The organism is Citrobacter sp. RHBSTW-00599 (genome assembly GCF_013784065.1).
In the GTDB taxonomy this organism is placed as follows: domain Bacteria; phylum Pseudomonadota; class Gammaproteobacteria; order Enterobacterales; family Enterobacteriaceae; genus Citrobacter; species Citrobacter braakii.
In genome coordinates this window covers 5,064,816-5,078,479 of the sequence record NZ_CP056717.1, presented here as the reverse complement: position 1 = coordinate 5,078,479, position 13,664 = coordinate 5,064,816, and the positions used below count along the sequence as shown (strand labels likewise).

Sequence of the window (13,664 nt, the reverse complement as noted above, 5' to 3'; positions counted from 1 at the left end):
ATATTACCTACATTCTGTTGCTTAATCATAGGCAACAGGACACAGGAGTACACATAATGAAAACCGCTTACATTGCCAAACAACGTCAAATTAGCTTCGTAAAATCTCATTTTTCTCGTCAGCTGGAAGAGCGTTTAGGTCTGATCGAAGTTCAGGCTCCGATCCTCAGCCGCGTAGGAGATGGCACGCAAGATAACTTGTCGGGCTGTGAAAAAGCGGTGCAGGTGAAGGTTAAAGCATTGCCAGACGCTCAATTCGAAGTGGTTCATTCACTGGCGAAGTGGAAGCGTCAAACATTAGGACAACACGACTTTAGCGCAGGCGAAGGGCTGTACACGCATATGAAGGCCCTGCGTCCTGATGAAGACCGCCTTTCCCCGCTGCACTCAGTGTATGTTGACCAGTGGGACTGGGAGCGCGTGATGGGCGACGGCGAGCGTCAATTCTCCACTCTGAAAAGCACGGTAGAGGCTATCTGGGCGGGAATTAAGGCTACCGAAGCTGCGGTGAGCAAAGAGTTTGGTCTGGCACCGTTCCTGCCAGAGCAGATCCACTTTGTTCATAGCCAGGAACTGTTATCTAGTTATCCTGGTCTTGACGCAAAAGGTCGTGAACGTGCGATCGCTAAGGAGCTGGGCGCGGTATTCCTGGTGGGGATCGGCGGCAAGCTCAGCGACGGTCACCGCCATGATGTACGTGCGCCGGATTATGATGACTGGAGTTCAGCGTCCGAGCTGGGTCACGCCGGTCTGAACGGTGATATTCTGGTCTGGAACCCGGTACTGGAAGATGCGTTTGAGCTGTCTTCTATGGGGATCCGTGTGGATGCTGACGCTCTGAAACATCAGCTGTCTCTGACCGGAGATGAAGATCGTCTGAGTCTGGAATGGCACCAGGCGCTGCTGCGCGGTGAAATGCCACAGACGATTGGTGGAGGAATTGGGCAGTCGCGTCTGACCATGCTGTTGCTGCAATTACCACACATTGGTCAGGTTCAGTGTGGCGTATGGCCGGCACAGGTACGTGAAAGCGTCGCCTCTCTGTTGTAAGAATTAACGCCGCCAGCGTCTGAGCAGGCGGCTTCGCATCCCGGTATCAAAGCGCCAGATATGATCGAAAATGCGCATGATGCCGGGTTTACCATGTGCTGACATCGCCACCGCGTGAAAACGGTGCTGGTGCACCCGCTGTAATTCCTCCACTTTGCTGACAACCTCATCGGGCAATCGCTGTGCGATAAAATCTGAGATCACCACCGCATCAGCATCAAACCATTCCCGACCCTGCATGCGCTCAGTAATGGCGCGAAAACAGCTGGCAATATCGGTACCACCGCGAAAGCGCTGACTTAAAAAACGGATCGCCTGTTCGATGCCCTCCGGGCCGGATAGCTCATAGCGCACTACTTCTGTTGAAAACAGCATGATGAAACAGCGTCGGTTATCGGCAAGGGCGACGCGCATTAGCGCCAGGCAAAAGGCTTTCGCACACTGCTCATTAAAGCCGCCCATCGATCCCGAAGTATCAACGCAGACGATAAAAGGTCCGCGCGGTTGCTCGTCAAAATCCTGATGCACCACGGGGCGTTCCGTGACTTTCTCACGCCATGCTTCGCCGTGCAGGCGATAGGTCAACAACTGCTTTTCCACCAGTCGTCGGTAGAACTCGTATTCCAGTTCGGTAATGCCCAGAGTGGCCAGTTCCGGCGGCAGCAGGCGCAGGATATCGTCGCTTTGCTGGATGCCATCTACTTGCTCCGGGACGGTTGCCGGTTCGCGCACCAGGGTGCGGAAGGTTTCCATTGGCGCATCTTTACGCGGTACGGATTTCGCTTCTCTGGAACGGCCTAACTGCTCAGCCAGACGCTGGAGTTCAGGTTGTTGCGTCAGGAATTCGCCATATTTCACCATCAACTGATAATCACCGCGCTTGATTTGACCTGCGCTCATATCCCACAACCGGCCTGCTGCGTTGTCATTTTCTGCCAGTACGGGTTCCAGTTGCCCGCTAAGGGTCATCCGTTCCTGTACTTCACTGAGCAAATGCTCGCGCTCTTCTTCCAGCAGTTGCTGATTCAGCGTTGTGGTTTGCACCACCAGGCTCAGGCGCCAGCGCTGGAGAAAAAGCGTATGTAGGGCAGGCGTAAACGCGCTGTTGTCATTGACCAACTGCTGCGCTTGTCCGGCCCATGGCGAATGGAGGTGGTGTAATAGCGACAATATTTGCGGTAGCTGGACGATAAACTGCGCATGAGAGAGGAGCTGGCTTTGTTGATAGCATATAACCTCTTCCGCTAACTCCGGCGGTACATGGGTATCTTTGAGGCGGCTACGCAAAGATTCACGCCAGCGGGGAATATCGTCAGTGATCGCTTTTTTAAGGCGAGGGAATTTGTTAAAAAATACCACCATCTTCGGAGAAGCCAGTAGGGCGACGATCATCTCTTCGATCATCGCTTCTTCACTGACCGCCAGCATGATGTTGAGTGTATCAAGGGTCAGCATTGTTGCGCCTGGCGGATTTGTGCCCCGACATCCTGCAGGCTGGCCTCAATGCGGCCTAACCAGTCGCTATGAATAAACAGACATTTTTGCTGCTCGCTAAATGCGCTGTGCTGCTGATGCCACTCGTTATCGAGCGCTTCAAGCTCCTGTTTTATTTCAGCGGGCATACTCTCTTGTGATGTACCGGGCAATGCCAGGCGAGAGCCTTGTAAGCTGACGTCGCGTACAACCAGGTGCTGCGCGCTATCCACTTCCATGTTCAGCGTCTGGGCAAAACCGATGCCGTTTAATTTTCCGCGGATCTCTCCGCCTTTGGTTAACCACAGTTCCAGCGCGCTACGTTCGAAAGCAATATGGATTACTTCCATATCATGCAGCTTTAAGGGCTTTTGCAGTAGTAATGTCACGACGGATGACGTGGCCTCCGGCGGTAAATCATAATGAGGACGACGGCTGAACATGCCGCCCTGACGGATCACGGTGAATGCTGTTTTATCGCTTTGCTGCTGCTGGAGCTGAATGCGGCGCTGCACAATACTGCCCAGACGGGTCAGCATGGCTTGCTGTTGCCATGCGTGTCCGGTCATCAATATTTCCAGCTGCTGCTGCATTAGATTCAGGCTTTGTGCGTCGTACCACAGGCAGTCTTTCAGCAGGATCAGATCGATGGGAACTACCGCATCACGTCCGCTAAAGAAGGCGCTGGCCTGGAGCAAGCGAATGGCTTTTTTCCAGCGACGATCGGACACGTAGGGGGCATTCGGTAGCGTGTCCAGCTGCTGGCGCAGCATGAAAATAAGCTCAAACACGCGATCGGGAAGCGTGATGGCGCCAATGTCCTTTTGCCACTGGTAATACTCTTCATCCGTTACCTGTAACGATGCCGGGACCGGATTGTCGCTTTCATCCTGCTGACTTAACAGCATCGAGCGGAAGTTGGCCTTGTCCTGGACTTTATCCAGCCACAGACGAATCAGCATACGGTCGTACAGCGCTTCCAGGCTGCTGTCTGCCTCAGGCAGTTCGTTGGAGGCTGCCACCAGCAGGCGCATCGGGATTTTCTCTTCATGCGCGCCGTTGCGGAAGTGGCGTTCGTTGATGGCGGTCAGCAGGGTGTTAAGAATCGCCGGTCCCGCCTTCCAGATTTCATCGAGAAAGACGATTTCAGCTTCAGGGAGATAGCCTGCCGTTAAGCGTTCATAGCGACCTTCGTCTTTTAACGCCTGAATGGACAGCGGGCCGAAAACCTCTTCCGGCGTAGAGAAGCGCGTCATCAGATATTCGAAGGCGCGAGCATTTTGAAAGGCAAATTTCAGTCTGCGGGCAATTAAGCTTTTCGCGATCCCGGGAGGACCTAATAAGAAAACGCTCTCGCCGCTAAGCGCAGCCAGCAGACACAGACGAATGGCGTGGCTACGTTCATAAAGTCCCTTTTCCAGCGCATTGCTCAGACGGGAAATTCTTTCCGCTAATAAATGTGGGTGAGCCATAATGAAGTGGCGTCCTTTCGCCAAATGTACTGCATAAACAGCGAGTATAGATGCTTCACACCAGTGCAGTAATAGACTGAAGGTGCGCTTATTTTTCTTTGAGCCAGATTAATCTGGTCTCATTTAGGGGTACGATTTTGCGATTAATCGTGCATACTGTGCGCCTTTTTGTGGGCCAAGGGACGACGCACACATTTCTTATATATACACCAAATCAATCAAGCTGCACCAAGGCGGCAATGGAGTTTTCTTCTGGGATGGGGGGAATAACGAATGCAGCCCACGCGGAGGTGGCTTGAAAGATGATGTGTATAAACGAAAGACGAGTCTATGAGCACTGATAATAAACAATCATTGTCTGCGATTACCCTTGCGGCCATTGGGGTTGTCTACGGTGATATTGGTACCAGCCCACTTTATACGCTTCGTGAATGTTTGTCCGGCCAGTTTGGTTTTGGCGTTGAACGTGATGCCGTATTTGGCTTTCTCTCGCTGATTTTCTGGCTGCTGATCTTTGTTGTCTCCATTAAATACCTGACGTTTGTCATGCGCGCGGATAACGCCGGAGAAGGCGGGATCCTGACGCTGATGTCATTGGCCGGGCGTAATACTTCAGCACGAACAACCTCCATGCTGGTGATTATGGGGTTGATTGGCGGCAGCTTCTTCTATGGAGAAGTGGTTATAACGCCTGCTATCTCTGTGATGTCGGCGATTGAAGGTCTGGAGATCATTGCCCCGCAACTGGATACCTGGATTGTTCCGCTCTCGATAATCGTACTGACCCTGCTGTTTTTGATTCAAAAACACGGTACCGGCATGGTCGGTAAGCTGTTTGCGCCGATTATGCTGTTGTGGTTCCTGACGCTGGCGGTGTTAGGAGTGCGCAGTATTATTGGCAATCCGGATGTGCTGCAGGCGCTCAATCCGTATTGGGCGGTGCATTTCTTCCTCGAATTCAAAACGTTGTCCTTTATTGCGCTGGGTGCGGTGGTGTTGTCGATTACCGGTGTTGAAGCGCTGTATGCGGATATGGGCCACTTCGGTAAGTTGCCGATTCGCCTGGCATGGTTCTCCGTGGTATTGCCTTCGCTGGTACTGAACTATTTTGGTCAGGGGGCGTTGCTGTTAAAGCATCCTGAAGCGATTAAAAACCCGTTCTTCCTGCTGGCGCCGGACTGGGCGTTGATACCGCTCCTGATCCTCGCCGCGCTGGCAACGGTTATCGCTTCACAGGCGGTTATCTCCGGCGTCTTCTCACTGACGCGTCAGGCCGTGCGTCTGGGGTATTTATCGCCGATGCGTATCATCCATACCTCGGAAATGGAATCGGGCCAGATCTACATTCCTTTCGTTAACTGGATGCTCTATTTTGCAGTGGTTATTGTGATTGTGAGCTTTGAACACTCCAGCAATCTGGCTGCGGCGTACGGGATTGCGGTGACGGGGACAATGGTGCTGACCTCAATTCTGTCGACCACCGTGGCGCGCAAAAACTGGCACTGGAATAAATACTTCGTCTTCCTGATCCTGGTGGCGTTCTTGTGCGTCGATGTTCCGCTGTTCTCCGCGAACCTCGATAAACTGATTTCCGGCGGTTGGCTGCCTCTGACGCTGGGTCTGGTGATGTTCACCATCATGACTACCTGGAAAAGCGAGCGTTTCCGTCTGCTGCGTCGCATGCATGAGCACGGCAACTCTCTGGAGGCGATGATTGCCTCTCTGGAGAAATCACCACCGGTACGCGTGCCGGGAACGGCGGTGTACATGTCTCGTGCATTGAACGTCATCCCGTTTGCGCTACTGCATAACCTCAAACATAACAAGGTTCTGCATGAACGCGTTATTCTGCTGACGCTGCGCACGGAAGATGCGCCATATGTTCACAATGTGCGTAGGGTGCAGATTGAGCAGTTATCGCCCACCTTCTGGCGCGTGGTGGCCAGCTACGGTTGGCGCGAAACGCCGAACGTTGAAGAAGTGTTCCATCGCTGCGGTCTGGAAGGCTTAAGCTGTCGGATGATGGAAACCTCGTTCTTCATGTCGCATGAGTCGTTGATTGTTGGCAAACGACCATGGTATCTGCGTCTGCGCGGCAAGCTGTATCTGCTACTACAACGCAATGCGCTGCGCGCCCCGGACCAGTTTGAAATCCCACCGAACCGGGTTATTGAGCTCGGTACTCAGGTCGAGATTTAATCTCATCGACGCCCTCTTTCATTGCGAAAGGGGGCGTTTTGTTTTGTCCCTCCCAGTTTTCATTTCATCGAATGATAATCCTTGCGAAACGTTTCGATGGCGATCACATTTTCGTAACTTCGCGGTGGTTTTATCTCCACTCTTCGCTCTACACTTATCTTCAGCGAAACGTTTCGCTAGTGGGGAAAGAAAATGAAGAAAGGCACGGTACTCAACTCTGAAATTTCATCGGTGATCTCCCGTCTGGGGCATACCGATACGCTGGTGGTGTGTGATGCAGGTTTACCCATCCCGAATAGCACAACGCGTATCGATATAGCATTAACCCAGGGCGTACCTTCTTTTATGCAGGTACTGGATGTGGTGACACGTGAAATGCAGGTCGAGGCGGCCATTCTCGCGACGGAAATTAAACAACATAATCCGCAACTCCACGAAACGTTGCTCAGCCACATTGAGCAACTGCAACAACACCAGGGAAACACCATAGAAATTCGTTACACCACGCATGAACAATTCAAAAAACAAACCGCAGACAGTCAGGCGGTAATTCGCAGCGGAGAGTGTTCTCCGTATGCGAATATTATTCTCTGTGCTGGCGTCACGTTCTGAGGCCATCATGAACGCATTACTGCAACTCAAAGGGATCGATAAAGCGTTCCCGGGCGTAAAAGCGCTATCCGGCGCCGCGCTGAATGTCTACCCAGGCCGCGTAATGGCGCTGGTGGGCGAAAACGGCGCGGGCAAATCCACCATGATGAAAGTGCTGACCGGGATCTATACCCGTGATGCCGGTTCTTTATTGTGGTTGGGAAAAGAGACCACCTTTAACGGCCCTAAATCCTCCCAGGAAGCCGGAATCGGTATCATCCACCAGGAGCTGAATTTGATCCCGCAACTCACTATCGCCGAGAACATTTTTCTTGGCCGTGAGTTCGTTAATCGCTTTGGCAAAATTGACTGGAAGAAGATGTACGCCGAAGCCGATCTGCTGCTTGCCAAACTGAATCTGCGCTTTAAAAGCGACAGACTGGTCGGTGAACTGTCGATTGGCGATCAGCAGATGGTTGAAATTGCCAAAGTGCTGAGCTTTGAATCGAAGGTCATCATTATGGATGAACCGACGGATGCGCTCACCGATACCGAAACCGAATCCCTGTTCCGCGTCATTCGCGAACTGAAATCCCAGGGACGCGGCATTGTCTATATTTCTCACCGCATGAAAGAGATCTTCGAGATTTGCGACGACGTGACCGTTTTTCGCGATGGGCAGTTTATTGCCGAGCGTGAAGTCGCTTCGCTGACCGAAGACTCGCTGATTGAAATGATGGTGGGACGTAAGCTGGAAGATCAATACCCGCGCCTGGAAAAAGCGCCGGGTGATATTCGCCTTAAGGTCGATAACCTGTGCGGCCCTGGCGTAAACGATGTTTCATTCACGCTGCGTAAAGGCGAGATCCTTGGCGTATCGGGGCTGATGGGGGCCGGACGTACCGAGCTGATGAAAGTGTTGTACGGCGCATTGCCGCGCACCAGCGGTTACGTCACGCTTGATGGCCATGAAGTGGTCACCCGTTCGCCGCAGGATGGGCTGGCTAACGGCATCGTCTATATTTCTGAAGACCGTAAACGCGATGGTTTAGTGCTGGGCATGTCGGTGAAAGAGAACATGTCACTAACCGCGCTGCGTTATTTCAGTCGCGCTGGTGGAAGCCTTAAACATAAAGACGAGCAGCAGGCGGTAGGTGATTTTATTCGTCTGTTCAATGTTAAAACGCCATCGATGGAACAGGCTATCGGCCTGCTTTCTGGCGGTAATCAGCAGAAAGTGGCGATTGCGCGCGGTCTGATGACCCGACCAAAAGTCCTGATCCTCGATGAACCAACGCGCGGTGTTGACGTTGGGGCTAAGAAAGAAATCTATCAGCTTATCAACCAGTTTAAGGCCGATGGGCTGAGCATCATTCTGGTCTCCTCTGAGATGCCAGAAGTATTGGGCATGAGCGATCGAATTATCGTTATGCATGAAGGGCATCTCGGCGGTGAGTTCACTCGCGAGCAGGCCACTCAGGAAGTATTAATGGCTGCCGCTGTGGGCAAGCTTAATCGCGTGAATCAGGAGTAAAAAAGATGACTACCCAGGCTGTTTCTGGTCGCCGTTATTTCACTAAAGCATGGCTTCTGGAGCAAAAGTCGCTCATCGCTCTGTTAGTGCTGATCGCGATTGTTTCCACCATGAGCCCTAACTTTTTTACCGTTAATAACCTGTTCAACATCCTCCAGCAAACGTCGGTGAACGCCATCATGGCCGTTGGCATGACGCTGGTTATCCTGACGTCGGGGATCGATCTGTCTGTCGGTTCTTTGCTGGCGCTTACCGGTGCGGTTGCGGCTTCCATTGTAGGGATTGAAGTCAATGCGCTGGTGGCTGTCGCTGCGGCCCTGGCGCTCGGTGCTGCTATTGGCGCGGTAACCGGGGTGATTGTCGCGAAAGGCCGGGTACAGGCGTTTATCGCGACCCTGGTGATGATGCTGCTGCTGCGTGGTGTGACCATGGTATACACCAACGGCAGTCCGGTTAATACCGGGTTTACTGACAATGCCGATCTGTTTGGCTGGTTTGGTATTGGTCGTCCGTTAGGCGTCCCTACGCCTGTGTGGATTATGGGGATTGTCTTCCTCGCGGCGTGGTACATGCTGCACCACACTCGTCTGGGTCGTTATATCTATGCGCTGGGCGGTAACGAAGCGGCAACGCGCCTGTCCGGTATCAGCGTAAGTAAAATCAAAATTATCGTTTATTCCCTGTGTGGTCTGCTGGCATCGCTGGCGGGCATCATTGAAGTAGCGCGCCTCTCCTCTGCGCAACCGACGGCAGGTACTGGCTATGAGCTGGATGCTATCGCCGCGGTGGTGTTAGGTGGTACCAGCCTGGCGGGTGGTAAAGGACGTATTGTTGGGACGCTGATCGGCGCATTGATTCTTGGTTTCCTCAATAATGGTTTGAATTTGTTAGGTGTATCCTCCTATTACCAGATGATCGTCAAAGCGGTGGTGATTTTGCTGGCGGTACTGGTAGACAACAAAAAGCAGTAACAACGATTACAGGACATCTTAAATATGAACATGAAAAAACTGGCTACCCTGGTTTCTGCTGTTGCGCTGAGCGCCACCGTGAGCGCGAATGCGATGGCGAAAGATACCATTGCGCTGGTGGTCTCCACCCTCAACAACCCGTTCTTTGTTTCTTTGAAGGATGGGGCGCAAAAAGAGGCCGATAAGCTGGGCTACAACCTGGTGATTCTGGACTCACAGAACAACCCAGCGAAAGAGCTGGCTAACGTTCAGGATTTAACGGTTCGTGGAACTAAAATTCTGCTGATTAACCCGACAGACTCCGATGCTGTTGGTAACGCTGTGAAGATGGCTAACCAGGCGAAAATTCCGGTTATCACCCTTGACCGCGTTGCGTCCAAAGGCGAAGTAGTAAGCCATATTGCATCTGATAACGTGCTGGGCGGTAAGATTGCGGGCGATTACATCGCGAAGAAAGCGGGTGAAGGCGCGAAAGTTATCGAACTGCAGGGTATTGCCGGTACTTCAGCGGCGCGTGAGCGTGGCGAAGGTTTCCAGCAGGCTGTTGCGGCACACAAATTTAACGTACTGGCCAGCCAGCCGGCCGACTTCGACCGCACCAAAGGTCTGAACGTCATGCAGAACCTGCTGACCGCGCATCCTGACGTGCAGGCCGTATTTGCCCAGAACGATGAAATGGCGTTGGGTGCGCTGCGCGCACTGCAAACCGCGGGTAAATCTGATGTGATGGTGGTTGGATTTGACGGTACTCCAGATGGCGAAAAAGCAGTAAATGATGGCAAACTGGCTGCGACCATTGCTCAGTTGCCGGATCAGATCGGCGCGAAAGGCGTTGAGACTGCGGATAAAGTCCTGAAAGGCGAGAAGGTTCAGGCTAAATATCCGGTTGACCTGAAGCTGGTCATCAAGCAGTAATACCGATTCAGGTCGCTCGCGGCCTGATGGAGACATAAAGACGCCATCCCCGTATCGGGTTTTGGGGATGAAAGCGTAAAAAGAAAAGCAGGGCACGCGCCACCCTAATCCGGTGGCGCACTTTGACTTGGAACACCAAATATGAAAACCGCAGGCAACCTCGTTGTTCTTGGCAGTATCAATGCCGATCACATCCTCAACCTTAACTCTTTCCCGACACCTGGTGAAACCGTAACCGGTAACCATTATCAGGTTGCATTTGGTGGTAAAGGCGCGAATCAGGCTGTTGCTGCGGGGCGTAGTGGCGCGAATATCGCATTTATTGCCTGTACGGGTGATGATGATATTGGCGAAAGTGTTCGTAAACAGTTAGCCAAAGATAATATCGATATTGCGCCGATTAGCGTAATTTCGGGGGAATCGACCGGTGTGGCGTTGATTTTTGTGAATGGTGAAGGTGAGAACGTCATCGGCATTCATGCTGGTGCGAACGCGGCACTTTCGCCTGCGCTGGTGGAAGCTCAGCATGAGCGTATTGCCCAGGCGTCTGCCTTACTGATGCAGTTAGAGTCGCCGATCGAAAGCGTACTGGCTGCGGCAAAGATTGCACATCAAAATAAAACCACGGTAGCCCTTAACCCGGCCCCGGCACGTGAACTTTCTGACGAACTGCTGGCGCTGGTGGATATTATTACCCCGAATGAAACCGAGGCTGAAAAGCTCACGGGAATCCGGGTTGAAAACGATGAAGACGCGGCCAAAGCTGCGCAGGCATTGCACGCGAAGGGGATCCATACTGTACTGATTACCTTAGGCAGTCGCGGGGTGTGGGCCAGCGTAAATGGTGAAGGTCAGCGTGTGCCTGGGTTTAAAGTGGACGCCGTTGATACCATCGCCGCTGGGGATACCTTTAACGGCGCGTTAATTACAGCGTTACTGGAAGAGACTCCGCTGCCTGAAGCTATCCGATTTGCACATGCCGCTGCGGCGATTGCGGTCACCCGTAAGGGCGCACAGCCTTCCGTTCCATGGCGCGAAGAAATAGAAGCGTTTTTAAGTCAACAGAGGTAACGCTTGGCTACAATGAAGGACGTCGCCCGCCTGGCGGGGGTTTCCACGTCGACGGTTTCTCACGTCATTAATAAAGATCGCTTTGTCAGTGAGTCTGTCACTGACAAAGTTGAAGCGGCGATTAAAGAGCTTAACTACGCGCCCTCAGCGCTGGCGCGTAGTCTCAAGTTAAACCAGACCCACACTATTGGCATGTTAATCACTGCCAGTACCAACCCCTTTTATTCCGAGCTGGTGCGCGGCGTTGAACGTAGTTGTTTTGAACGCGGCTACAGCCTGGTGCTGTGCAACACTGAAGGTGATGAACAGCGCATGAACCGTAATCTGGAAACGTTAATGCAAAAACGGGTGGATGGCTTGCTGCTGCTCTGCACGGAAACACATCAACCTTCCAGGGAGATCATGCAACGCTATCCTTCTATACCGACCGTCATGATGGACTGGTCGCCTTTTGATGGTGAAAGCGATCTGATCCAGGATAACTCCCTGTTGGGCGGGGATTTAGCCACTCAACATCTTATCGAAAAAGGTTTTACGCGCATTGCCTGCATCACCGGGCCGCTGGATAAAACTCCAGCGCGTTTACGTCTGGAAGGATATCGGGCGGCAATGAAGCGGGCGGGGTTGCCGGTCCCGGAAGGTTACGAGATTACCGGTGACTTTGAGTTCGGCGGCGGCTTTGAAGCTATGCAAACGTTGCTGTCGCATAAACAGCGACCGCAGGCCGTTTTTACCGGCAATGATGCCATGGCGGTTGGCGCGTATCAGGCTCTGTACCAATCGGGATTGCGCATTCCGCAGGATATGGCGGTGGTGGGTTATGATGATATCGAGCTGGCGCGCTATATGACGCCGCCGCTGACGACCATCCATCAACCAAAAGATGAACTGGGCGAACTGGCCATCGATGTATTAATCCACCGGATGGCGCAGCCCGCATTACAGCAACAGCGCCTGCAACTTACTCCTGTTTTGATGGAGCGGGGGTCGGTTTAGGATTATGTCGCTCTTTAATCAGATTACGTCCATCTTTTGCTTTTAGCAGCATGAACATCAGCGCAGACACTACCGTGATAGCGCCCATCGTCATAAAGGTGTAGTGGAACTGCTCGACCGTATTGGTTCCTTCCATACCTTCATAGATACGCAGAACGGCAGCGCTGATGGCGACCCCTAAACTGATTGATAACTGCTGAGTAACGGCCAGCACACTGTTGCCGCTGCTGGCGTTTTCATCGGTCAGGTCCGCCAGAGTGATGGTATTCATGGAGGTAAACTGGGTGGACATCGCCATACCCAAAATGAACAACGGCAGGATCAACATCCAGACCGGCATGGCGGGAGATTGCAATGCGAACTGCGCAATCATCAGGCCGATAAATACCGTAACACCCACCAGTGTGGTTCTGTAGCCGAGCCGGCGCAGCACCTGCGTCACCATTGATTTCGCCAGTATTGATCCCAGCGCCGTTGGCGCCATCATGCAACCGGCTATCAGCGCCGGGTATCCAAAGCCTACCTGCAACATCAGCGGCATTAAGAAGGGCACGCACCCTGTACCCAGACGAGTGGCAAGGTTTCCGGCGATCCCGACGGAAAAAGTTCGGGTCTTAAATATAGGAAGCGATATTAGCGGCGTTGGGTGACGACGCGCGTGGCGAATGTAGGCGAGCAGTAACAGAATACTGGCAAGAATAATGCTGAGTGCTATCCAGGTCTCGACAAGCTTCTCACCGAACAGCTCTACCCCGCTGGAAAACAACACCAGGCTCAAACCAAACAGAAAGAAACCGGTCATATCAAAACCGCGGCGCGGCGTGGTGAAGTTCGGCATATATTTGCGGGCATAGAAGATACCGGCAACCCCAATTGGAATATTAATCAGGAAGATCCAGTGCCAACTGGCCCACGTGACCAGTACACCGCCCAATACTGGACCTAAAATCGGCCCCACAAGTCCAGGCATGGTTACGAAGTTAAGCACGGGAAGCAGTTCGCTGCGGGGGTAAGCACGTAATAATGCCAGACGGGCAACGGGCATCATCATGGCGCCACCGATGCCCTGAATGACGCGGAAAATCACCAGTTCGCTTAGGGAGCTGGACAGCGCACAGGCCAGCGAACCCAGCGTAAACAGGCTCACAGCTATCATAAAGACGCGCCGGGTACCAAACCTGTCTGCCAGCCATCCACTCACCGGGATCAGCATCGCGACCGTCAGGGTGTAGCTGATAATGGCCGACTGCATGGCGAGCGGAGAGCGGTTAAGGCTGTGTGCTATTGCGGGTAAGGCGGTATTGAGGATCGTGGCGTCTAGTGCCTGCATAAAAAAGGCCATGGCTGCTATCCACGGTAGCCCGGCCATACTGCGTGATTTCTTTTCTGACAT

The 13,664-nt window shown here is 52.8% G+C and carries 11 protein-coding genes; 8 read left to right on the top strand and 3 right to left on the bottom strand.

The annotated features are described in order from the left end of the window. Window positions 1-56: 56 nt before the first annotated feature. Complete coding sequence (gene asnA, locus HV243_RS24520) at window positions 57-1,049, top strand: aspartate--ammonia ligase (RefSeq protein WP_053389260.1); 993 nt, start codon at window positions 57-59, stop codon at window positions 1,047-1,049. Between the two features lie 3 nt (window positions 1,050-1,052). Here asnA and viaA read toward each other — a convergent pair whose 3' ends face one another. Next, window positions 1,053-2,504: an ATPase RavA stimulator ViaA gene (gene viaA, locus HV243_RS24515; RefSeq protein ID WP_131351619.1), complete on the bottom strand. Its 1,452-nt coding sequence runs from the start codon at window positions 2,502-2,504 to the stop codon at window positions 1,053-1,055. Further along, a complete protein-coding gene (gene ravA / locus HV243_RS24510; protein WP_047358450.1) occupies window positions 2,498-3,994 on the bottom strand; it encodes an ATPase RavA in 1,497 nt (498 codons plus the stop codon). The genes viaA and ravA overlap by 7 nt, the downstream gene beginning before the upstream one ends. 330 nt (window positions 3,995-4,324) lie before the next feature. On the opposite strand from ravA, the gene kup reads away from it, so the two are divergent. From kup to rbsR, 7 genes are all read left to right on the top strand, one after another. Continuing rightward, a complete protein-coding gene (kup, locus tag HV243_RS24505; RefSeq protein WP_053389262.1) occupies window positions 4,325-6,193 on the top strand; it encodes a low affinity potassium transporter Kup in 1,869 nt (622 codons plus the stop codon). Between the two features lie 192 nt (window positions 6,194-6,385). Beyond that, window positions 6,386-6,805 (top strand): D-ribose pyranase, encoded by a 420-nt coding sequence (gene rbsD / locus HV243_RS24500; protein WP_016157824.1) that lies wholly within the window; start codon window positions 6,386-6,388, stop codon window positions 6,803-6,805. Between the two features lie 7 nt (window positions 6,806-6,812). Then, complete coding sequence (gene rbsA / locus HV243_RS24495) at window positions 6,813-8,318, top strand: ribose ABC transporter ATP-binding protein RbsA (RefSeq protein WP_003023764.1); 1,506 nt, start codon at window positions 6,813-6,815, stop codon at window positions 8,316-8,318. A 5-nt stretch (window positions 8,319-8,323) separates the two neighbouring features. Beyond that, entirely contained in the window at window positions 8,324-9,289 is a 966-nt protein-coding gene (rbsC, locus tag HV243_RS24490) for a ribose ABC transporter permease (RefSeq protein ID WP_003023762.1), read from the top strand. Between the two features lie 24 nt (window positions 9,290-9,313). Further along, window positions 9,314-10,204 carry a ribose ABC transporter substrate-binding protein RbsB gene (rbsB, locus tag HV243_RS24485; RefSeq protein WP_003023760.1) on the top strand — a complete coding sequence of 297 codons (891 nt, stop codon included), beginning with the start codon at window positions 9,314-9,316 and terminating at the stop codon, window positions 10,202-10,204. Window positions 10,205-10,345: 141 nt separating this feature from the next. Beyond that, window positions 10,346-11,275, top strand: coding sequence for a ribokinase (gene rbsK / locus HV243_RS24480; RefSeq protein ID WP_016157826.1), 930 nt, complete (start codon window positions 10,346-10,348; stop codon window positions 11,273-11,275). 3 nt (window positions 11,276-11,278) lie between these two features. Beyond that, on the top strand, window positions 11,279-12,271 hold the full coding sequence (gene rbsR, locus HV243_RS24475) for a ribose operon transcriptional repressor RbsR (protein WP_016155093.1): 993 nt from the start codon (window positions 11,279-11,281) through the stop codon (window positions 12,269-12,271). Here rbsR and mdtD read toward each other — a convergent pair. Continuing rightward, the gene (mdtD, locus tag HV243_RS24470; protein WP_046276279.1) at window positions 12,237-13,664 is read right to left on the bottom strand and encodes a multidrug transporter subunit MdtD; all 1,428 of its coding nucleotides are present in this window, start codon (window positions 13,662-13,664) and stop codon (window positions 12,237-12,239) included. The two genes, rbsR and mdtD, sit on opposite strands and share 35 nt — an antisense overlap.

What these genes read in the sequence shown, in the direction of transcription:
- asnA (WP_053389260.1), top strand. Translation starts at nt 57, where the DNA reads ATGAAAACCGCTTACATTGCCAAACAACGTCAAATTAGCTTCGTAAAA.
- viaA (WP_131351619.1), bottom strand. Translation starts at nt 2,504, where the DNA reads ATGCTGACCCTTGATACACTCAACATCATGCTGGCGGTCAGTGAAGAA.
- ravA (WP_047358450.1), bottom strand. Translation starts at nt 3,994, where the DNA reads ATGGCTCACCCACATTTATTAGCGGAAAGAATTTCCCGTCTGAGCAAT.
- kup (WP_053389262.1), top strand. Translation starts at nt 4,325, where the DNA reads ATGAGCACTGATAATAAACAATCATTGTCTGCGATTACCCTTGCGGCC.
- rbsD (WP_016157824.1), top strand. Translation starts at nt 6,386, where the DNA reads ATGAAGAAAGGCACGGTACTCAACTCTGAAATTTCATCGGTGATCTCC.
- rbsA (WP_003023764.1), top strand. Translation starts at nt 6,813, where the DNA reads ATGAACGCATTACTGCAACTCAAAGGGATCGATAAAGCGTTCCCGGGC.
- rbsC (WP_003023762.1), top strand. Translation starts at nt 8,324, where the DNA reads ATGACTACCCAGGCTGTTTCTGGTCGCCGTTATTTCACTAAAGCATGG.
- rbsB (WP_003023760.1), top strand. Translation starts at nt 9,314, where the DNA reads ATGAACATGAAAAAACTGGCTACCCTGGTTTCTGCTGTTGCGCTGAGC.
- rbsK (WP_016157826.1), top strand. Translation starts at nt 10,346, where the DNA reads ATGAAAACCGCAGGCAACCTCGTTGTTCTTGGCAGTATCAATGCCGAT.
- mdtD (WP_046276279.1), bottom strand. Translation starts at nt 13,664, where the DNA reads ATGTCAGAAAAGAAATCACGCAGTATGGCCGGGCTACCGTGGATAGCA.